The organism is Paenibacillus sp. sgz302191 (assembly GCF_057749925.1).
This window is the reverse complement of the sequence record NZ_JBYLHY010000001.1, coordinates 303,425-324,372: the sequence shown is the minus strand read 5'-3', so window position 1 is coordinate 324,372 and position 20,948 is coordinate 303,425. Positions and strand designations below refer to the sequence as shown.

Genomic DNA, 20,948 nt, shown 5'->3' with positions numbered 1-20,948 from the left:
ATACCAACGGCTGATCGGCTATTCCAGTTTACGGATTTTGTGCCAGGAATCTGCCGGACGGAGGTGCCGGCTTCCAAAAATCGTAATAAAATCCTGCGATTCGAGAACAATATATGTGGATTCGTTCCAGCCTGCAACGGGAGGTATACCAACATGTCGGACAGATCCAAAGGGTTGATGAACCGCCTGCTGCGAAACCGCGTGCACGGCAAGCCGGACGATGCGCCGCATGATTTGGCGGAATCGCTGGACTACCAATTTATCGAAGATCTGAAAAAGACGAAGCTGTCACTTTTGCTGGAAGATAATCACGACTTCATTAAAGAGATTTTTCGGGATTGCTCGGATATCGTGGTGCGGGAGTTCGAGATTCATCCGAACGTTCCCGCGCTGCTGCTGTTCGTAGACGGGCTGGTCAACACGCAGCTGCTCAACGATACGATGAGGTCGCTGATGCTGTTTGGCGGCGGCGAGACGTCGATCGAGCGGATCGTCAACGTGACGCTGCCGGTCTCGCAAACCCAGGTCTCCGACAATTACGGAGACCTTCTCGTCTCGACGCTGAGCGGTGATACCGCTCTGCTGGTGGAAGGCAACGCGAAGGCGGCTTTGCTCGGCATTCGCGGCATGGAGAAGCGTTCGGTCAACGAGCCCGATACGGAAACCGTCGTTCGCGGACCGAAAGAAGGCTTCGTGGAAAGTCTGCGCACGAATACATCGATGATCCGCCGCAAGCTGAAGACGCCGAGGCTGAAGATGAAATCGATGACCATCGGCAAGGAAAGCAATACGAGCATCGTCGTCTCTTATATCGACGATCTGGCTACGCCGTCGCTTGTCGAGGAAGTCGTCAAGCGGCTGGAACAGATCCATATCGATTCCGTCATTGAATCGGGCATGATCGAGGAATTGATTCAGGACGATACGTACTCCCCGTTCCCTCAGATCCAGAACACCGAGCGGCCGGATGTCGTGACGACGGCGCTGCTGCAGGGCAGAGTGGCGATTTTGATCGACGGAACGCCGTTTGTGCTGCTCGTCCCTTTTGTTTTCGTGCAAATTTTGCAGGCCAGCGAGGACTACTATGAGCGCTTCCAGATCGGGACATTGCTCCGCTGGCTCAGGTATGTGTTTTTATTTCTGTCGTTGACGACGCCGGCATTGTATGTGGCGATCACAACGTATCATCAGGAACTGCTGCCGACGACATTAATGCTGAGCGTAGCGGCATCCCGCGAAGCCATTCCTTTTCCGGCGGTCGTCGAAGCTTTCATTATGGAAATCACGTTCGAAGCGCTGCGGGAAGCGGGCATCCGGCTGCCCAAAGCCGTCGGCTCCGCGGTCAGCATCCTGGGGGCGCTCGTTGTCGGACAAGCGTCCGTTCAAGCCGGCATCGTTTCGGCGCCGATGGTTATCGTCGTATCCATTACGGGCATCGCTTCCTTTACCATTCCCCGCTTCAACGGGGCGATCGCCATCCGGATGATGCGCTTTCCGATATTGATAGCAGGCGCCTTGTTCGGCTTTTACGGCATTTTTTTCTGCCTGATGCTTCTGGTCGGACATTTGGCCAATCTCCGCTCCTTCGGGGCGCCGTATTTGTCCCCGCTCGGGCCTCTATCGACCGGCGACCTCCAAGATGTGCTCATCCGCGCCCCATGGTGGAAAATGCAAAAACGTCCGGAATTCATGCCCATCCAGGATACGAATCGTTTGGACGGCGGTTTGAGCGAACAGATTCAACAGGACGGAGGCGTGGACGGAAGCAACATTCGGCATGAACATAGAGCGAACAGGGAGGACAAGCAAAATGGCAAATCGTAAACTGCCGCTCACGCTGGTTGCGACCTTCGCCTTAACCGCGCCTTTGCTGACAGGCTGTTGGGACCGCATCGAGACAAACGACGTTGCTTTTGTTTTAAGCTCTTCGGTCGATTTGGAGGAGGACGGGAGGTTTCGGGTAGCTTACCAGCTTCCGCTTCCCGGCTCCATGGGCGGAGCAAGCGGCGGCGGCGGCGGTACATCCGGAGCCAAAAGCTACTACATCGATTCGGAAGTGGGCAAGACCTTTCGGGAAGCTACCAGCAAGCTGCAGATGCGCATGTCCCGCAAGCTGTTCCTGGCGCACCGGCGGACGATCATCATCGGCGAAGCTTTGGCCAAACAAGGCATAGCCCTCATGTTCGACGTAGTCCCGCGGTCCACGGACAGCCGGATGACCAGCTTTCTCGTCATCGCCAAAGGCAAGGGCTACGAATTGCTCAATACAACGCCCAAATTCGAGCGTTTTCCGGCGGAAGCGATCCGCGAGCTCGCCAAATCGTCGCTCGCCATCCCTACCTCGACGAAAGACATCGGCCTCGCGCTCGCCTTCCACGGCGATCCGTTCATCTCTTACTTCGAAGAAAAGGACAGCGAAGGCACGAATCATAAGTCCAAAGAGGTGCAATTGGCCGGATACGCTCAGTTCAAAGGGGAGAAAATGGTAGGCGTATATAAAGACCGCGAGGCGCAAGGCCTCATGTGGCTGAGAAACAAGGTAAAAGAACATACGCTTACTTTTCCCGTAGAGGATGACAAATACATGAGCATATTGGTATCAAAAGGACGCACTGAAATTGTGCCGGTGATCAATGGAGACGAAGTAACGTTCGACTTGACGTTGGAAGCGATCGGCACCGTACGCGAGGATCGCTCCGAACAAGATTTAAACAATGCGGACAACGATCACAGAATCGAACGAAAGTTCGCCGATCAGGTGAAGAAGTGCGTTCAGGCAACCATCAAGCAGATGCAAAAGGAAGGAACGGATTCGGCGCAGCTCGGCTTGATCGTATGGCGCAGCCATCCGAAGGTATGGAAAGAACGTTTGGCGGAAAATTGGGAGGAAACTTTCAAGAAAGCCCGGTTCAACATTAAAGTCGAAGCTTCCGTTACGGAAACGGGACTCATCAATCAAAATGCGGTGAAGGATGGGATGAATCCATGAACCTCATATTTATGCTCGCTTTTCTTTTCATCGTAGCGCTCAGCGTTGCGATGGATTGGAAAATCCTCAAGAAAGAGAAAAATAGCGTGAAAACGTTATATGCGCTGCAGTTCGCCGGAATCGCCGTACTTTTCACATTCAAATATTTGCATATGCCCGTTTTTACACCGACCCGTTTCTTCATTCTTACGGTCGCCCCTTGGTTCAGCAGCTTGATTGGCATGTAATGCACGGAACTTAACACGGAAAGGGGTGAACAACATTTCCATGGACAGCAAACAAATCATTAATCAGCGGCAGGTCGCCTGGCTCTCCTCTTCCCTGCTCACAAGCTGGGGCGTCCTGAGTCTGCAAAATGTGCTCATTCGGGTAGGCGAGATGGATGCATGGTTCAGCTACTTACTGCCGGCTGCGTATGTGTTTCTTGTAGCCGCCTTTTTCGGTTATTTGACCAAACATTTTCCGAACATGCATATTTTTGAAATTTCGATGCTGCTGCTGGGAAGATGGGGAGGAACGGCCGTCAACCTGCTCATTTTGCTCCATTTTTGGCTGGCTGTCGTCCGCGACATTTCTTACATGTCCAGATTCAGCGCCACTTTATTGCTCCATAATACGCCATTGGAAATATTGGTCTTGCTCGCTTGTCTGATTCTCATTTATTACGGCAAAAGCAGCATGGAAGTCATCGTTCGCGTCAATGATCTGTTCTATCCTTTATTCGTCATCACTGTTGTCCTGATGCCGATCTTTTTGTCGAACGAATTGTCCCTTAAACTTGTGCTGCCGGCTTTGACCGTTCCGTTCCAGGCGATCGGCTCGACCAACATACTGGCTCTCGGGGGCGCAGGAGATATTTTCGTTTTAGGGGCCTTTTTGCACGGGCTTTACAACGCCGATCATATCCGTTCTGCGATACGCCATGGCACCGTGCTTGGCATCGTGATTCTGACTCTTGTCATTTTTACGATTCTGATTGTGCTCGGGCCGAAAATGCCCGGCAAATTTCTGTATCCGACGCATAATCTGATCCAGATGATTCATGTGACGGATTTCCTGGACCGGGTTGACATCGCTATCCTGAGCGTCTGGTTTCCGACGATCGTCTGCAAGACGTTGGCCATCTATACCGCCTTGCTGCTGGGGATCAGCAGCTTGTTGAAAGAGCGCAATTATCCGATCTTCAACAAGCAGGCGGCTTTGCTCATATGCCTCACTACCATCGTCTCGTTCCGAAGCACGACGGATATGCTCTCTTTTGCCAATTTCAGCTTCCCGGTCATCGTGCTCGCTTATCAGCCTTTGGTTATGGCTATCCTGTTTGCCGCCTCCAAACTTCACCGCAGGCAGACTGAGTGCGAACATTCGCAGCAGGCCCCCGGAGCCGACTCTTCAATGGAGCCCGAGACCAAGACTGCTGCATGGAGCCAGCGGTTCTCGTATACCGGGTGGATTTGGACGGGCAATGCGCTTATACTGCTGTGCGCGGTTTGCATCGGGGTCGGCCTTATGTTCGGCAAAACCTCCCCACGCGTCGCAATTTTCTGCGCAGTCGGCTACGCCATCTGCCTGACGCTTGCCGCCGTCACCACCTATATGGAAGTAAGCCAATTGAAGCAGTCGAAATCCAATACGTAGCTTGGCCGACAAAGACGGCACGTGTAGCGGTCCGCCGGCGAAGACCGCGAAGACGGCGGGCGGTGGGCTCGCGCGATTGGCAGGCATGCAGCGCACAGCAGGCCCGTCGGCCGAACGGCGGAGACGGGTGGCAGCAGCCGGCTCCGCTGCGCTTGGCCGGCAAAGACGGCGCGTGTGGCGGTCCGCCAGCGAAAACCGCGGAGACGGCGGGCGGCGGGCTCGCGCGATTGGCAGGCATGCAGCGCACAGCAGGCCCGTCGGCCGAACGGCGGAGACTGTGGCAGCAGCCGGCTCCGCTGCGCTTAGCCGGCAAAGACGGCGCGTGTGGCGGTCCGCCGGCGAAAACCGCGGAGCCGGCGGGTGGCGGGCTCGCGGGGGCGGGTGGCGGCAAGCGCGTGAGGGTGGTCCGCGGCAAAGATCGCGGGGTTCGGGGATGGCAAAACCCTGCGAAAGGGGCTGGCAGCCGAAAAACCTGCGAAAGTGCAGGCTTTTTCGATGCTAACGGCCCGTTTCTGGGAAATACCTGCAATTGTGCAGGAATTTCCGCTCAAAACGGGGCTGAGCCCTGCGCAAGAGCGAGAATTCCTGCAGATTTGCAGGAATATTTCGCGGCAGGCGTATTAAGCCGCAAAAAGATGCACTTTTGCAGGTTTTCTATGCCGCGCATGTGCCAATGATGCGCCGGATCTGGCCGGCGAGCAAAAACAGCTCGCCCTCGGGGGCGTAGCCGGCAGGCCTGCGAAGCCAGCTGACGGCGATGCTCCCCTGGCTGGCTGGCTGGCGGCGAGCCCCACGAAAAGGGCCAACAGCCGAAAAACCTGCGAAAGTGCAGGCTTTTTCGATGCAAACGGCCCGTTTTGGGGAAATACCTGCAATTGTGCAGGAATTTCCGCTTAAAACGGGCCCAGCCCTGCGCACGAGCGAGAATTCCTGCAGATTTGCAGGAATATTTCGCGGCAGGCGTATTAAGCCGCAAAAAGATGCACTTTTGCAGGTTTTCTATGCCGCGCATGTGCCAATGATGCGCCGGATCTGGCCGGCCAGCTCTCCCCTCGAGGCCAGCACAGCTGCAGTTATTTGCAGGCGCTGCACGGCCACCAGGAGTCTGTACGAAGACGCAGCGCGAGTGGCATATATGCAGCCGCGATTCACTGGGCACCAGAAGTCGACGCCTAGCGCCTGCCTTTCGGCGGACAATGAAAGCCGCCAAAAACTATGCAAGGAGAATGCAAAACCGTTATGAAATTAAAATGGAAGCAGGAAAACTTGACGCTGGTCATTATTCCCGAAGCCAACCGATCCGTCGTCAGGTTCCGAATTGCCAATATATATGCTTGTTTGGCCGCCGCAGGCAGTTTCATGCTGCTGACAGCCGCGCTGCTCGTCTACGCGCTCTATCTGCACGCAAACCAGCACGCAGGCGTGTTACAATCGCAGCTGCACGGCGAACGGCAGCAGCTCAACGCCGCTCTGGCCGCCAAAAATCAAGCTATCGACCAATTGCAAAACGAAGTCATCCGGCTCTCCCGCCAGACCGAGCAAATGAAAGCCGAAGTGGCGCGGATACAAAAGCTGGAGCGGGATCTGCTGACGCTCGCGCCGCCCGGGGCGGGTTCCGGCGCCCCGGCCGGGCTCGGCCTCGCGGCAAGCAAACCCGATATTTCCGTCTTCGGCACCGGCGGGTTGTACAACCCGGTGTCTCAGGCGGAAATATTGGAGCTCGGCGAACGGACGGCCGCCTCGCTGGCCGCGCTCCACGCCGATGCGAACAAGCTCCGGGCAAGCTTGACCGGAGCCCAGCACCGGCTGCGGCTCAGCCGTGCCGTCCCTTCGCTGTGGCCGACGGCTTCACAGCTTGTCACTTCCGATTTTGGCTATCGGAAGGACCCTTTTACCGCGCAGCCGAGCTTTCATTCCGGCATCGATATCGGCGCCAAAGCTGACGAGCCCGTGTTCGCCGCGGCTTACGGCAAAGTCGTCAGCACCGGCAGCGACCGGTTCCGCGGGAACAACATCGTGCTGGAGCATGGCGGAGGCTTGCGCACCTGCTACATGCATCTGAACAAAATTTTCGTCAACCCGGAAGATACCGTGGAAGAAGGAGCCGTCATCGGGCTCGTCGGTTCCACCGGACGCAGTACCGGACCCCATCTGCATTACGAAGTGACCAAAAACGGCAAAAGCACGAATCCGAGGCCTTATTTGAAAACGATACGAAAGGACGCGCCCTGACATGTTCAAAAGCAAAAAGCAAGCCCCGAATCCGAATACGACCGATACGCTCATCGGAGAAGGCACCTCTTTCGAAGGATGCATCCGTTCGGAGGCAAGCATCCGCATCGAAGGCCGGATCACAGGCGACATCCGGTGCTCAGGCGACGTCTTCATCGGCGAACGCGGCAGTCTGAAGTCCGATATTACGGCCCGGGACGTCATTGTGGCCGGCAGCGTGCACGGCAACGTTGCGACAAGCGGCAAGCTGATCATCACGTCGACCGGCTCCCTTTTGGGCAACATCAACACCTCTTCCATCACGATTGAGGAAGGCGGAGTGTTCCAGGGTATGAGCGTCATGGAAAAAAAGCTGCCGTCCCCAGCGGCCCAGACCGGCAGCGCCGCCAGCCCGGAGAGCCTCCCGGCACCGGCCGGAGAAAACGAATCCATGGACGGAGTTACAGTCGCCATTTAAATTCCTCCCCGCATCCGACCATTTGAGAGTTGTTTTGCCATCGCTGGCCGCATTCTCTATTGGGCTGTTTGCCACAGCCATGTTATAATGGTAGTTATTCCTTATTTCTGGCTGATGCAGGAGACATGCCGATGAAAGAACAGACGATTCTATTTGATCTTGACGACACGCTCATTCACTGCAACAAATATTTTGACTATGTCATCGACCAGTTCGTCGATCTGATGCTGACCTGGTTTTCCGGCAGGCAGCTGCAGCCGCAGCACATCAAGCAAAAGCAGTTGGAGATCGACCTGGCGGGCGTCCAAATCCACGGCTTCATGCCTGACCGCTTTCCCAAATCGTTCGTAGAGACGTATCAATGGTTCTCCGAAACGTACAACCGCCCGGCAAGCCCGCGCGAGGAAGCAATGCTGATGGATCTTGGACATACCGTATACGAATACACGGTCGAGCCTTATCCGCAAATGAATGAAACGCTGGAAACTCTGCAAAATGGCGGACACAAGCTGTTTCTGTATACAGGCGGAGACGCGTCGATCCAGATGAAAAAAGTGCGCGATTCGGGGCTGAACGCCTACTTTGACGACCGGATTTTTGTGACTGTGCATAAAACGAAGGAGTTCATGCAGACGCTTTTGCAGGAGCAGCGCTTTGACCGGCGGCATACCTGGATGATCGGCAACTCAGTCCGAACCGACGTACTACCCGCGCTTCACGCAGGCATCCATTCGATCCATATCCCAGCCCATCAGGATTGGGAATACAATACCGGAACGATCGATGTTGCGCCGCAGGGCGCTTTCTACCAGCTTTCCTCCCTGCAGGAAGTGCCGGGTGCGATTCACGATTATGTAAGGAAATATCCGGAAGGAATCGAATAAGCTTAGATTGACGCAAAAAACTGCGCATCCCGCCTGGGAGAAGCGCAGTTTTCATTTGTTACGCCGCTACGTCCCTTCTGCGGAATATTTCCCAGGAGAGCGCGATAAAAAGCAGATAGTAGAAAAGCAGCACTGTAATGGAAAAGCCCATCGTCATTCCATTCACAGGCGGTTGACCGTCCAAATACTGCGTCAGATCCGTGTTGGCAAACAAAAAGTATTTGCCCCAGCTGTAGCGCAGCAGCAGCGTTGTCACGATTTGTCCGGCCGTCATGATGAAGATGCTTAAGCCGATCGCCAGCGAGGAACTGCGGAATACCGTGGAGATCATGAACGAAAGAGTGACCACCATGATCAGTTCAACGAGCTTCAGACCGTATACGGACAATATGTGCCCCAGCATGCCGCTCTCATGGACGACACCGTCGGCGCCGGCCGTCAAGTAAGGCATCCCCAGATTGTGGACGCCGAAGAGAAGCCCGTTTATGATCAGCGCGCTGACGAACAAAACGACAAGCAAAAAGGCTGCGAACAGCAAGGTAGCCGCGTATTTGGACAGCAATATCTTCGAGCGGCTCGCAGGGCGAATCAGCAGCAGCTTGATCGTCCCCCACGTAAATTCGCCCGCCACCATGTCTCCGGCAATGATGACGGTAAACAACGTGACTATGCTTACCAGCCCGGCCGCCGTTTGCACGCCGCCCCACATCGTCGTCCCGACAGGCGGGACATCGTGATCCAGAGCATACTGGCTCAGCGCGATTTCTTTCCGTAATTCGTCCTTGAGGCGCGCCGGCATGCCGGGATTTACCATATCTTTTTTCTGTTGTTCGATCAAAAGCTGTGTGTTGGTCCGCCACTCCGATTGCTTCGCTTGCACGCCGTCATGAGCGAAAGCCGCCGCGAAGCCGACGAAAACGATCAGCAGCAAACAGAGAATCCACGTCCGCAGCCTGCAGTAAATTTTCATATTCTCGTTCTGCACCAAGTTAAGCAATCTGATCACTTCCCGTCATTTCCAAAAATTGATCTTCCAGCGATTTCGCCGCGGTCCGAATCCCGTAGACTTGAAGGCCAGCCGTTACGAAGCGCTTGTTCCACTCCGCTATCCGGGCTTTTTCCAGCACCATGACGAGCGAGGCGCCCCGCACCTCGAAGCCCGTTTCCGGCGATATTTGGGCAATCAGCGCAGCCGCCTTATCCAACGGCTCGACCTCGAAAGCGACCTGCATCGCTTCGCCGGTCTGCACGAACTCCCCGATCGGCCTGACGTCGACGAGCTTGCCGTTTTGGATAATCGCTACGCGGTCGCACATCAGCTCCATCTCGGCGAGCAGGTGGCTGGATACGATGACGGAGATCCCTTCCTCGCGGGTCAGTTTGCGCAAATGATCGCGCAGCTCGCGGATTCCGGCCGGGTCCAGTCCGTTCGTCGGCTCATCCAGAATGAGCACGGACGGCTTATGCAGCAGCGCCTGCGCAATTCCCAGGCGCTGGCGCATGCCGAGCGAGTAGGTTTTGACTTTATCATGAATCCGGTTCTCCATCCCGACGAGCGTAATGACTTCCTGAATTCGAGCTTCCTTAATGCCGGGAATCATTCTGGCATAATGGACGAGATTTTGGTAGCCGCTTAAAAATTTATACATTTCCGGGTTTTCCACAATAGCGCCGACATGGCGGATCGCCTCCTCGAAATGCGTGCGGATCGACCGGCCGCCGATAAGGATATCGCCCTCCGTGATCGACATGAGCCCTACTATCATGCGGATCGTCGTTGTTTTGCCCGCGCCGTTAGGCCCCAAAAAGCCGAACACTTCTCCCCGCGGCACGTCAAAGCTGAGCTGGTCGATGATCGTCTTGGAACCGATTTTTTTGGAAACGCGTCTGATTTGCACAATGGGTGCATCGGGATTTGCCGTTTTCATTAAATCCTCTCCTTTTTCAATTAAATCCATCTTAGCAAATGGTCTTTTCACGTTCCTAGTGGCGATCGTCATGCGGGAGTCACATGCAAAGTCATATGACAGCCATGACTGGGCTCACTATGGAAACCGGTTTTTTTTATGTACAATAAACATAAGGTCAACAACGCTGCAAAGGAGCTTGGGCATGGTCCAAAGAAGACAGTGGCATGGCGCGGAATGGTCTCTTTTTATTATATTGATAGGTACGACCGTTATTAGCCTGCTCTATATTCTGCTGCATTTAAACGAGTTCCAGCATGCTTCCGTATCGATTACTATCGTCGGCATCCTGATTAGCTATTTGCTGCCGCTGCTGTTTTGGCGGCCTAATTATATCAACCCCACTTTATACCCGATTGCCGTGCTTTTGACGAATGCGCCTATGCAAATCTATCTATCTTGGGCGGAAAAAGAAGCCTACTCTCTTATTAATTGCCCATTAATGATCATCGGATTCCTCACCGACCGAAAAAATGCATGGTGGATCGCGCCCATTTTTCTGCTGATCGTGCCTTTCTCTTATTTTTTCTTCCTGGAAAGCCGCAATCTATTAGCGGATGTGCTCGGCCAGACGATGAATGCGGCGCTCGCTTTTGCCATCGGAATCTCTCTGCAGCGGGTCGTCACTTCCAATGAAAAAACAGTGCGCCTGCTGGCCGAAAACCAGCATCAATACATGCTGATCCATGAGCAAAACAAGGCGCTGGAGCAATACGCTAACCAAATTGAACACCTTACGCTGCTGGAGGAACGCAATCGCATGGCGCGGGAACTGCACGACACCGTCGGCCATACGTTTACGTCCGTCATCATGGGGATGGATGCCGTCGCTTATTTGATTGAAGCATCGCCGGAAAAAGCCAAGGAAAAGCTGGACGTGCTGCGCAACGTTACCAGAAGCGGTCTGGAAGAAGTCCGCCGCAGCATTCATCAGATGGTGCCTGACGGCGGCGACATGCTGCTTTCTTACCAGCTTACCCACTTGACAGGCGAGTTCTCGCTGCATACCGGAACCCAGATCCGGTTCATGATGGACGGAGACGAATATGAACTTGCCAAGCAGACGCAGCTTTCGCTCATCCGCTGCCTGCAGGAATCGTTAACCAATGCCAAACGGCACGGCAGGGCTACGGCCATTGAAGTAAAGCTCGTTTACTGCCGCGACCAGGTGGCGCTCACCATTGAAGATAACGGTGTCGGCGCGGAACAATTGAAAGCCGGCTTCGGGATCAGCGCGATGCAGGAGCGCATCGCCGCCCTTCAGGGCACACTTCAGGTCCGCTCCGTACCCGACCAGGGAACGGTAGTTTCCTGTAAGATCCCTGCCAGGCGGCAGCCTGCTTTTTAGTTGTGCATGCCAGTGGTACAATATGTTCAGGAGGGTAAAGCGATGAACTCAAGCCCATTAAAGCTGCTCTTGGTCGACGATCAGGATTTAATTAGAGAAAGCCTCCATATCGTGCTGGATATGGACCCGGACATTACCGTAGTCGGACTTGCCGAGAACGGCTGCGCCGCCATCAAGCTGTGCGAAGAGCAGCAGCCGGATATCGTGCTGATGGATATTCACATGCCTGTCATGGACGGGGTCGAAGCCACGCGGCAAATTAAAACAAAATGGCCCGGCACCCGCGTTATTATCCTGACCACGTTTCAGGAAATCAACTATGTGATGGATGCGCTGGGCGCGGGCGCGGAAGGGTATCTGCTCAAGGCGATACATCCGAAAGATTTGGCCGCCGGCATCAAATGGGTGCACCAAGGCGGCACGCTGATCCCGCAGGACATCGCCAAAATGCTCGTTAAGCAAGCGCGGGGAGCTCAAACGTTCGAAGACCGCGATTTCGACGCCAAGGAAGTCGAGGAAACCGTCCGCACCGACGCGTACGGATTGAGCGACCGCGAAGTCCAGGTGCTGCACTGCATCGCCGACGGCCTGAGCAACAAGGAGATCGCCGAGAAACTGTACCTTTCCGAAGGTACGGTGAAAAACTATATCTCCAGCATCTACTCCAAAATGGACGTGCGCGACCGCATACAAGCGTCCAAAAAAGCTCACGACGAAGGCCTGCTGTAACACAAACAAAAAGCCAATTTCAACGATGGAAGGAACCTTTGCAGGGCGTCCGTCATGAAAATGGCTTTTTTGCTTTTATTCAAACAATCTTCCGAACAAAGATTTTTTTCTTTTTCGGGTTTTCCCGTACGTTTGCACGCGGGAAAATGCAGGCGGCTGTTCGCCGGCCGCCGGATTGGCCGCTTCAGCAGCCTCAATGTCCGCCGCGGACACTTCCGCTTCGGCATATTCCGCCGCAAGCTGCGATAGTTGGGACTGCTGCGGCTGCTCGATGCCTGCAACCGCCTGCTGCTGCCGTAAATAATGCTCAAGCTGGTATTTGAAATGCCTCAGCAGCTGCTCCTGCTCCTTTTGCTGCAGTTGGAATTGCCCCTGCATCTGGATTTGCAGCAGTTCAATCTGCTTGGCAAGCAGCAGCACCGCCTCATGCAAGGAATGGAGCCCGCGGCCGTTCTGATGCTCGTCAGCCTGCATGGAATTGCCGCTGTTAGAAAGCAGTGCGCTTAGTTCCGCCTGCGTAACGAAATCTTCCTTCTTCACGCGCTCACCCCATGGTTCCGCTCGATTCGGGCGGCTCGTGCTTGAGCCGGGGCCGCCTGTTCCTTCTATTTTACATGATTAGCCGAAAATGTTCACGCTTTGTTTCCCCTTAACCCAGAGGGCCGGCCCCACATGAAAAAAACCGGGCAGAAAATTCTGCACGGCTGCTGCGAGACGACAAAATGGAATGCCAAGCGCCGACTGCCATCGGGCCTAACCCGGAGCGGCCGCCGCCACGCAGCGCCCGCAGTACGCCTCAAATTCGCGATTGTTCGCTATCTACTAGCTACTTACTACTAACTATTATCTACTGTTTGTTTAAAGTAACGCTTTGTGAATAAAGATTAGTCCAGCTATCGTTCGTATTGTAGTAATACCAAATATTCGTACCGTCGTTCACCATGACATAATCCACAAGCCATTCGGCCTTATTTCCCGTCATGTTGTTCCATAACGTAACCGATTTGACAATGCCTACGTCGCTGAAAGAAAATGTGTACGTGTCCGTCGAATTTCGTTCAAAATCGTCATAGTACGGTTTATCCATTTTAACCATCGGAGAGTTCCCGAGACTGCCGTTGAGACCTATATAAATGTCGGCGTCCGTTCCGGCGTCGGCCACGTTTGCAGTATGGACGGTGATACTGTAATTTTTATCAGCAGCAAAAGCCGGCACCGCCAACGAAACCGTCAGCACAGGAACCGCCAAAAATGAAAACAGAGTCCGAATTGCATTGCGATTCATTCAATAAATACGTCCTTTCAATGGTTAAAATTGGTATATTTATTAAATATATTATTAATTATACTATAAAAGCTAGCGATTATGTGGGGATTCCATAATTTAACTACGACCCCGACGCCCGATGCGGGCGGCAAATGGGATATGGACGTGCTAAAAAGGCCGCCCCATACGATCAAAACAACCGTAAGGACAGCCTGTTCGAATACATACGCCCGGACTGTTCCGAGGTGGCAAGCCTTGGCACCGGGACTTGCTCCGGAAGCGGCAAGCCTGGGCAACCGGACTTGCCCCAAGGCAAGCCTGGGCAACCGGACTTGCCCCGTAGCGGCAAGCCTGGGCAACCCGGACTTGCCCCGTAGCGGCAAGCCTGGGCAACCGGACTTGCCCCGTAGCGGCAAGCCTGGGCAACCGGACTTGCCCCGTAGCGGCAAGCCTGGGCAACCGGACTTGCCCCAAGGCAAGCCGAGTGGTACGCCGCCATGTGCAGGCGCCGAAACGCGCGCCGGGATTCGTGCGCGTTAGGAAAAGGCACCGGTAATCAACCTCCTGTGCCTCATTATAGCGGCTCTATTGGCATGGCAGCCGGGAAAACCTGCGAAAGTGCAGGCTTTTTCCGTAAATGCGGTCCATTTGGAGGAAAAGCCTGCGATTGTGCAGGAATTTTCGATGAAAATGGGCCTAAGCCCATGTTCACGCTTAAAAGCCTGCACTATTGCAGGAATTTTTCTTTGCGAGCGTCTCATCGAGCAAAAAACTGCACTTTTGCAGGCTTTTTCCGAACGGAAGCCGGCGATGCCGCCTACAACAAAGGATGCTCTGCATTTTGCTTGTAGAATTATGGCAGATTTGACGCTCCCATCAGATAGCGGTCCACTTCGCGGGCGGCGGCGCGGCCTTCGTTGATCGCCCAGACGACGAGGCTTTGCCCGCGGCGCATGTCGCCTGCGGCGAAGATGCCTTGGGCGTTCGTGGCGAATTTGCCGTACTCGGCTTTCGCGTTGGATCGCTCGTCTCTATCGATGCCGAGCTGCTCCAGCACCGTATTTTCCGGACCGGTGAAGCCCATGGCGATAAGCGCCAGTTGGGCCGGGTACACTTTTTCGCTGCCCGGAACTTCTACCGGCACGAACTGGCCTTTCTCGTTCTTTTGCCACTCGATCAGCACCGTGTGCAGCTCCTTCAGGTTGCCATTCTCATCGCCGACGAATTTCTTCGTGTTGATGAGATATCGGCGCGGGTCCTCGCCCTGAACGGCGGCGGCCTCCTGTTGGCCGTAGTCCACCTTCAACACTTTCGGCCACTCCGGCCAAGGATTGTTCGCCACCCGCGTCTCCGGCGCTTTGGGCATGATTTCAAACTGCGTGACGCTTTTGCACTTGTGGCGCAATGAAGTGCCCACACAGTCCGTTCCGGTATCGCCGCCGCCGATCACGATGACATCTTTGCCCTCGGCCGTGATGAATGCGCCGTCGGCGTGCTCGGAATCGAGCAAGCTTTTTGTATTTTTTCCCAAAAATTCCATCGCCAAATGAATGCCGCCCAGCTCGCGGCCTTCGATCGGCAGATCGCGTCCTTTGGTCGCGCCGCCGCACAGCACAATCGCGTCGAATTCCTCCTGCAGCTTTTCTACCGGGTAGTTCACGCCGACATGAGCGCCGGTAATAAACGTAACGCCCTCCGCTTCCAGCAAATCGACGCGGCGCTGCACGTATTTTTTATCCAGCTTCATGTTCGGAATTCCGTACATGAGCAGCCCGCCTATGCGATCGGCCCGTTCGAACACCGTTACCCAATGGCCGGCTTTATTGAGCTGCGCAGCAGCCGCCAGACCGGACGGACCTGACCCGACGACGGCCACTTTTTTGCCTGTGCGGACTTCAGGCGGTTCAGCTGTGATCCAGCCCTCGGCGAAGCCTTTGTCGACGATCGCTTTTTCGATGCTTTTGATCGTAACGGGCGTATCTTTCAGCCCAACCGTACATGAGCCCTCGCATGGAGCGGGGCAAACGCGCCCCGTAAATTCAGGAAAATTGTTCGTCTTGTGCAGGCGGTCCAGCGCTTCCCTCCATTGCCCGCGGTAGACCAGATCGTTCCACTCGGGAATCAGGTTGTTGACCGGACAACCGGCGGCCATTCCGCTGATCAGCTTGCCCGTATGGCAAAAAGGAATGCCGCAGTCCATGCATCTGGCGCCTTGCGTCCGCAGCTTTTCCTCGGTAAGAGGAACCGCAAACTCGTTCCAGTGGCCGATACGCTCCAGCGGGGCAGCTTCGGACGCTACTTCACGGCTATATTCCATAAACCCAATTGGTTTGCCCATTGTGTTTCCTCCTAAGAGCTTTCCGTTAGGAAAGCTGGCTTCGTAAGCATCTGCTGAACTTCCCGCAGGAAAACTCTCTTCGTAAGCATCTGCTGAGTTTTCCGTAGGAAAACTATCTTCGTGAGCATCTGCTGAGTTTTCCGCAGGAAAACTGGCTTCGTAAGCATCTGCTGAGTTTTCCGCAGGAAAACTGGCTTCGTAAGCATCTGCTGAGTTTTCCGTAGGAAAACTGTCTTCGTGAGCATCTGCTGAGTTTTTCCGTAAGGAAAGCTTTCTTCGTAAGCTTTCGCTGAGCATTCCGCAGGAAGGCCGGCTGCGTAAAAGAATGGCGCCGGCCGCGTTCGTTAACGCCGAAAACCTGCGGAATTTCGCGGACTGTCCGAAGAACTCAGCAGAAGGTATATATCTGCAAAATGATAGTAATCATGCAGCGTAAGCGGCAATATATGCGGTCATGATTCATCCGGTATGCACAAAAGTAACTCCGTCGGACAAACTCCTAATTGCCGCCGACGCGCGACACGTCCTTCATGTTCGCCTCAAAAGCGACCATAACCGCTTCCTGCTGGCTGAGTCCGGAACGTTTCACCTTCTCGATCGCTTCGAACATCCGTTTGTAGTCCTTCGGAATAACCTTCACAAACTTCCAGACGAATTGTTCCCAGTTGTTCAACACGTGATGGGCAACCGAACTGTCGGTAAACGTGGCATGATGCTGAATCATCGTCTTCAGCTCATTCATTTCGTAAGTTTCTTCCAACTGTTCGAGCAAAACCATTTCCCTGTTCACCCTGCCGGCAAAATCGCCCTGCTCATCGAGCACGTAGGCAATGCCGCCCGACATGCCTGCGGCAAAGTTGCGGCCCGTTCGCCCCAGCACGACGACGCGCCCTCCGGTCATGTACTCGCAGCCATGATCGCCGACGCCTTCCACGACTGCACGCGCGCCGCTGTTTCTCACGCAGAAGCGTTCGCCGGCTATGCCGCGGATGTAAGCATCCCCATCGGTCGCGCCGTAAAAAGCGGTGTTGCCGATGATGATGTTCTCCTCCGGCACGAATACGGACTTGGCGGGCGGGAAAATCGCCAGCTTGCCGCCGGACAATCCTTTGCCGACGTAGTCGTTGGCATCGCCTTCCAGCGAAAGCGTGATCCCCTTCGGCACGAAAGCGCCGAAGCTTTGGCCCGCCGAGCCGTTGAAATGCAGGCGGATCGTATCGTGCGGCAGCCCTTCCGCTCCATAGCGGCGGGTGACTTCGCTGCCGAGAATCGTGCCGACGACACGATTCGTGTTGGCGATCGGAAGGATCGCATGCACATGCTCCTTCCGTTCCAGCGCAGGCTCGCAGATGGCCAGCAGCCGCGTCATGTCGAGGGAACGGTCCAGGCCGTGATCCTGCTCGATTTGGCAGAAGCGCCCCACGTCTTCGCCGGCTTCCGGCTGGTGCAGCAGCGGCGACAAGTCGATGCCCCTCGCCTTCCAATGCTCGACGGCCTGCCTGGACTCCAGCGCGTCGGTGCGCCCGACCATTTCTTCGACGGTGCGGAAGCCGAGCTCCGCCATAATCTCGCGCACATCCTGCGCGATAAAAGTCATGAAGTTCACGACATGCTGCGGGTCGCCGGCAAACTTTTTGCGCAGCTCCGGGTTTTGCGTCGCGACGCCGACCGGGCAGGTGTCCAGATGGCATACGCGCATCATGACGCAGCCGATCGTGATGAGCGGAGTCGTCGCGAAGCCGAACTCCTCGGCGCCCAGCAGCGCCGCCACGACCACGTCGCGCCCGCTCATCAGCTTGCCGTCGGTCTCGACGGCAATCCGGCTGCGCAAGTTGTTGAGCACGAGCGTCTGATGCGTCTCGGCCAGCCCCAGCTCCCACGGCAGTCCGGCGTGGCGGATGCTCGTCTGCGGCGATGCGCCCGTTCCTCCGTCGTAGCCGGAGATCAGAACGACGTCCGCCTTGCCTTTCGCTACGCCCGCAGCGATCGTGCCGACGCCGACTTCGGAAACCAGCTTCACGCTGATCCGGGCGCGCGGGTTGGCATTTTTGAGATCGTGGATCAGCTCCGCCAAATCCTCGATCGAATAAATGTCATGGTGCGGCGGAGGCGAGATCAGCCCCACGCCCGGAGTAACCCCGCGAACCTCGGCGACCCAGGGGTACACCTTCGATCCCGGCAGCTGGCCGCCCTCGCCGGGCTTGGCGCCCTGCGCCATCTTGATCTGAATCTCGTCGGCGTTGACGAGATAATGGCTCGTGACGCCGAAGCGGCCGGACGCCACCTGCTTGATCGCGCTGCGGCGAAGATCGCCGCTTGCGTCCGGCGCGAAGCGCTCCGGATGCTCGCCGCCTTCGCCGGTATTGCTCTTGCCGCCGATGCGGTTCATCGCTATCGCCAAAGTCTCGTGCGCTTCCTTGCTGATGGAGCCGTATGACATGGCTCCGGTCTTGAAGCGCCGCAAAATCGACTCGATCGGCTCCACCTCTTCGATCGGGACCGGCTCGCGCCCGTCCTTGAAGCTGAGCAGGCCGCGGAGAGCCATATATTTCTCATCCTCCCGCCGGATGAGCTTCACAAAATGTTTGTACATCGCATAGTTGTTCGTCCGCACCGCCGTCTGCAGTGCATGCACCGTCTCCGGCGTATACAAATGCTCCTCGCCGTCCTTGCGCCACTGCAGATCGCCGCCCGTATCCAGCACGCGGTCGCGTCCCTCCTGCCCGGAGAAAGCGCGGTTATGGCGAAGCAGCGCTTCCTGCGCCACCACGTCGATGCCGATGCCGCCGACCGGGGTAAACGTCCATGTAAAATACCGGTCGACGAACTCCTGGCTAAGCCCGATCGCTTCAAAAATTTGCGCCCCGCGATAGCTTTGGATCGTGGAAATGCCCATTTTCGCCAAAACTTTGACGACGCCTTTCGTCGCCGCTTTCAAATAATTGGCCGTCGCCTTCTCCATATCCACGCCGGCCAGCTGTTGGCGGCGGACCATGTCGTCCAGCGTCTCGAGCGCCAGATACGGATTGATCCCCCCTGCGCCATAGCCGAGCAGCAGCGCAAAATGATGCACTTCCCGTGGTTCGCCGGATTCGACGAGCAGACCGACTTTGGTGCGCGTGCCTTCGCGGATCAAATGGTGATGCAGCCCCGACGTTGCCAGCAGCGCCGGAATCGGCGCGTTCCCGCCGTCAACGCCGCGGTCGGACAAGATCAGCAGCGTCGCTCCGTCCTGAATCGCCCGATCGGCGGCGGCAAACAGCGCCTGCATCGCGCTTTCCAGACCGGAGGCTCCCTGTGCGGCGTCGAACAAAATCGGAAGCGTAACGGTTTTGAACCCTTCGCGCTGAATATGCCGCAGCTTCGCAAGCTCCCCGTTCGTCAGGAAAGGCGTCTTCAGACGAATCTGGCGGCAGCTTTCCGGCTCGGGGGCGATCAGATTGCGTTCAGGCCCGATGGTCGTGCCCTGTGCGGTAATGATCTCTTCGAAGTTCGCGTCGATCGGCGGATTCGTGACCTGCGCGAACAACTGCTTGAAGTAGTTGTACATCAATTGCGGCCGATCCGACAGCACGGCAAGCGGAGCGTCGATCCCCATCGAGCCGACGGGATCTACGCCTGTTTTGGCCATAGGCTCCAGCGTTTTGCGCAGCTGCTCGAACGTATAGCCGAAAGCCTGCTGGCGCTGCAGCACGGTATCGAAATCGGAGCCGGGCACCGCCTGCGCGTCCTCCAGCTCCTCCAGGCTGACCAGGTGCTTGTCGAGCCAGTCCCGGTACGGCTGTTCGCCGGCGATCCGGGTTTTGATCTCTTCGTCGGACACGATGCGCCCTTCGACCGTATCTACAAGCAGCATGCGGCCGGGCCGCAGGCGCTCTTTGTGCACGATGCTCTCGGGGGCTATATCGAGCACGCCTACTTCGGAAGCGAGCACGATCAAATCGTCGCTCGTCACGTAATAGCGCGACGGACGCAAGCCGTTGCGGTCCAGCACCGCGCCGATGATGCTTCCGTCCGTGAAGGCTATGGCGGCCGGGCCGTCCCATGGCTCCATCAAAGTGCTGTGATATTCGTAAAACGCTTTCTTTTCGTCGTCCATCGTTTCGTGCTTGGACCAGGGTTCGGGAATCATCATCATCGCCGCATGAGGCAGCGAACGTCCCGCGAGCATCAGAAATTCCAGCGTATTGTCAAACATTTGTGAATCCGAACCGGCCGTATCGATTATCGGAAGAATGCGTTTGAAATCTTCGCCGAACAACTCGGAATCGCACATCGCCTGGCGCGCATGCATCCAGTTGACGTTGCCGCGCAGCGTGTTGATCTCTCCGTTATGAATCAAATAGCGGTAAGGATGCGCGCGCTCCCAACTTGGAAACGTGTTCGTGCTGAAGCGGGAATGAACGAGTGCAAGCGCGGACTCCACTTTGTCATCCTGCAGCTCCAAGTAATAAGCATCCACCTGCCCGGGGGTCAGCATTCCTTTATAAACTATAGTACGGCTGGACAAGCTGGAATAATAGAACGGAATATTGCTGTAAGATGTTAAGATAGCGTTTTCAGAAAGCTTGCGGATGACATACAATTTGCGTTCAAAATCGAGGTTGCTTGCGGTGTCCCCTGCTTGGCCGATAAAAACCTGGCGAACGAAAGGCTCCGCCGACTTGGCCGATTCGCCGAGCGAGCTGTTATCCGTCGGAACCGTTCTCCAGCCGAGGAAGAACTGACCTTCTTCGTTCACGATGCGTTCGATCATATTTTCGCACGCTTGTCTGGCTTCCAAATCCTGCGGCAAATAAACCATGCCGACCCCGTAGCTGCCTGCCGCCGGAAGCTTGATATTGTCCTGCTTGCATGCCTCCCGGAGATAAGCGTCCGGAATTTGCATCAGGATGCCCGCTCCGTCGCCGGTATTGGTTTCGCAGCCCTGGCCCCCGCGATGATCCAAGTTGCAAAGCACCTTAAGCGCCTGCTTGACGATTTCGTGCGATTTGACGCCTTTAATATTGGCCACGAAGCCGATGCCGCAGGCGTCATGCTCGAACTGAGGATCATACATTCCCTGTTTGGGAGGTAATCCGTTTCTTTTCATGTTGGGC

Annotated in this window: 16 protein-coding genes; 10 read left to right on the top strand and 6 right to left on the bottom strand. The window is 55.7% G+C overall.

Features of this window, described 5'->3' with window-relative positions; all coding sequences use genetic code 11:
- Nucleotides 1–153 precede the first annotated feature (153 nt).
- The 8 genes from AC3G2T_RS01345 (at nucleotide 154) to AC3G2T_RS01310 (ending at nucleotide 8,200) form a co-directional block, all read left to right on the top strand.
- Nucleotides 154–1,824 (top strand): spore germination protein, encoded by a 1,671-nt coding sequence (locus AC3G2T_RS01345; RefSeq protein WP_474682242.1) that lies wholly within the window; start codon nucleotides 154–156, stop codon nucleotides 1,822–1,824.
- A complete protein-coding gene (locus AC3G2T_RS01340; RefSeq protein ID WP_474682241.1) occupies nucleotides 1,811–2,989 on the top strand; it encodes a Ger(x)C family spore germination protein in 1,179 nt (392 codons plus the stop codon). The genes AC3G2T_RS01345 and AC3G2T_RS01340 overlap by 14 nt, the downstream gene beginning before the upstream one ends.
- The gene (locus tag AC3G2T_RS01335; RefSeq protein WP_474682240.1) at nucleotides 2,986–3,216 is read left to right on the top strand and encodes a hypothetical protein; all 231 of its coding nucleotides are present in this window, start codon (nucleotides 2,986–2,988) and stop codon (nucleotides 3,214–3,216) included. The genes AC3G2T_RS01340 and AC3G2T_RS01335 overlap by 4 nt, the downstream gene beginning before the upstream one ends.
- Nucleotides 3,217–3,256: 40 nt before the next feature.
- Nucleotides 3,257–4,627 carry a GerAB/ArcD/ProY family transporter gene (locus AC3G2T_RS01330; RefSeq protein WP_488434263.1) on the top strand — a complete coding sequence of 457 codons (1,371 nt, stop codon included), beginning with the start codon at nucleotides 3,257–3,259 and terminating at the stop codon, nucleotides 4,625–4,627.
- Nucleotides 4,628–4,689: 62 nt separating this feature from the next.
- Nucleotides 4,690–5,304 carry a hypothetical protein gene (locus AC3G2T_RS01325; RefSeq protein ID WP_488434262.1) on the top strand — a complete coding sequence of 205 codons (615 nt, stop codon included), beginning with the start codon at nucleotides 4,690–4,692 and terminating at the stop codon, nucleotides 5,302–5,304.
- A 562-nt stretch (nucleotides 5,305–5,866) separates the two neighbouring features.
- The gene (locus tag AC3G2T_RS01320; protein ID WP_488434261.1) at nucleotides 5,867–6,859 is read left to right on the top strand and encodes a peptidoglycan DD-metalloendopeptidase family protein; all 993 of its coding nucleotides are present in this window, start codon (nucleotides 5,867–5,869) and stop codon (nucleotides 6,857–6,859) included.
- A gap of 1 nt (nucleotide 6,860) precedes the next feature.
- A complete protein-coding gene (locus tag AC3G2T_RS01315; RefSeq protein ID WP_488434260.1) occupies nucleotides 6,861–7,316 on the top strand; it encodes a bactofilin family protein in 456 nt (151 codons plus the stop codon).
- Between the two features lie 131 nt (nucleotides 7,317–7,447).
- Nucleotides 7,448–8,200 carry an HAD family hydrolase gene (locus AC3G2T_RS01310; RefSeq protein WP_474682235.1) on the top strand — a complete coding sequence of 251 codons (753 nt, stop codon included), beginning with the start codon at nucleotides 7,448–7,450 and terminating at the stop codon, nucleotides 8,198–8,200.
- Nucleotides 8,201–8,258: 58 nt separating this feature from the next.
- Here the strand turns inward: AC3G2T_RS01310 and AC3G2T_RS01305 are convergent, their stop codons facing one another.
- Nucleotides 8,259–9,206: an ABC transporter permease gene (locus AC3G2T_RS01305; protein WP_488434259.1), complete on the bottom strand. Its 948-nt coding sequence runs from the start codon at nucleotides 9,204–9,206 to the stop codon at nucleotides 8,259–8,261.
- Nucleotides 9,190–10,128, bottom strand: a complete 939-nt coding sequence (locus tag AC3G2T_RS01300) for an ABC transporter ATP-binding protein (protein ID WP_488434258.1) — start codon at nucleotides 10,126–10,128, stop codon at nucleotides 9,190–9,192. Before AC3G2T_RS01300 ends, AC3G2T_RS01305 begins: the two co-directional genes overlap by 17 nt.
- Before the next feature lie 184 nt (nucleotides 10,129–10,312).
- Here AC3G2T_RS01300 and AC3G2T_RS01295 point away from each other — a divergent pair, with 184 nt between their 5' ends.
- Both AC3G2T_RS01295 and AC3G2T_RS01290 read left to right on the top strand, forming a co-directional pair.
- Entirely contained in the window at nucleotides 10,313–11,515 is a 1,203-nt protein-coding gene (locus AC3G2T_RS01295; protein WP_488434257.1) for a sensor histidine kinase, read from the top strand.
- A gap of 42 nt (nucleotides 11,516–11,557) precedes the next feature.
- On the top strand, nucleotides 11,558–12,244 hold the full coding sequence (locus tag AC3G2T_RS01290; RefSeq protein ID WP_474682231.1) for a response regulator: 687 nt from the start codon (nucleotides 11,558–11,560) through the stop codon (nucleotides 12,242–12,244).
- Between the two features lie 75 nt (nucleotides 12,245–12,319).
- Here AC3G2T_RS01290 and AC3G2T_RS01285 read toward each other — a convergent pair whose 3' ends face one another.
- The 4 genes from AC3G2T_RS01285 to gltB form a co-directional block, all read right to left on the bottom strand.
- Nucleotides 12,320–12,784, bottom strand: a complete 465-nt coding sequence (locus AC3G2T_RS01285) for a hypothetical protein (protein ID WP_474682230.1) — start codon at nucleotides 12,782–12,784, stop codon at nucleotides 12,320–12,322.
- A gap of 307 nt (nucleotides 12,785–13,091) precedes the next feature.
- Complete coding sequence (locus AC3G2T_RS01280) at nucleotides 13,092–13,529, bottom strand: PLAT/LH2 domain-containing protein (RefSeq protein ID WP_488434256.1); 438 nt, start codon at nucleotides 13,527–13,529, stop codon at nucleotides 13,092–13,094.
- A gap of 835 nt (nucleotides 13,530–14,364) precedes the next feature.
- A complete protein-coding gene (locus AC3G2T_RS01275) occupies nucleotides 14,365–15,849 on the bottom strand; it encodes a glutamate synthase subunit beta (protein ID WP_488434255.1) in 1,485 nt (494 codons plus the stop codon).
- Between the two features lie 499 nt (nucleotides 15,850–16,348).
- Nucleotides 16,349–20,941, bottom strand: coding sequence for a glutamate synthase large subunit (gene gltB / locus AC3G2T_RS01270; protein ID WP_488434254.1), 4,593 nt, complete (start codon nucleotides 20,939–20,941; stop codon nucleotides 16,349–16,351).
- Nucleotides 20,942–20,948 lie beyond the last annotated feature (7 nt).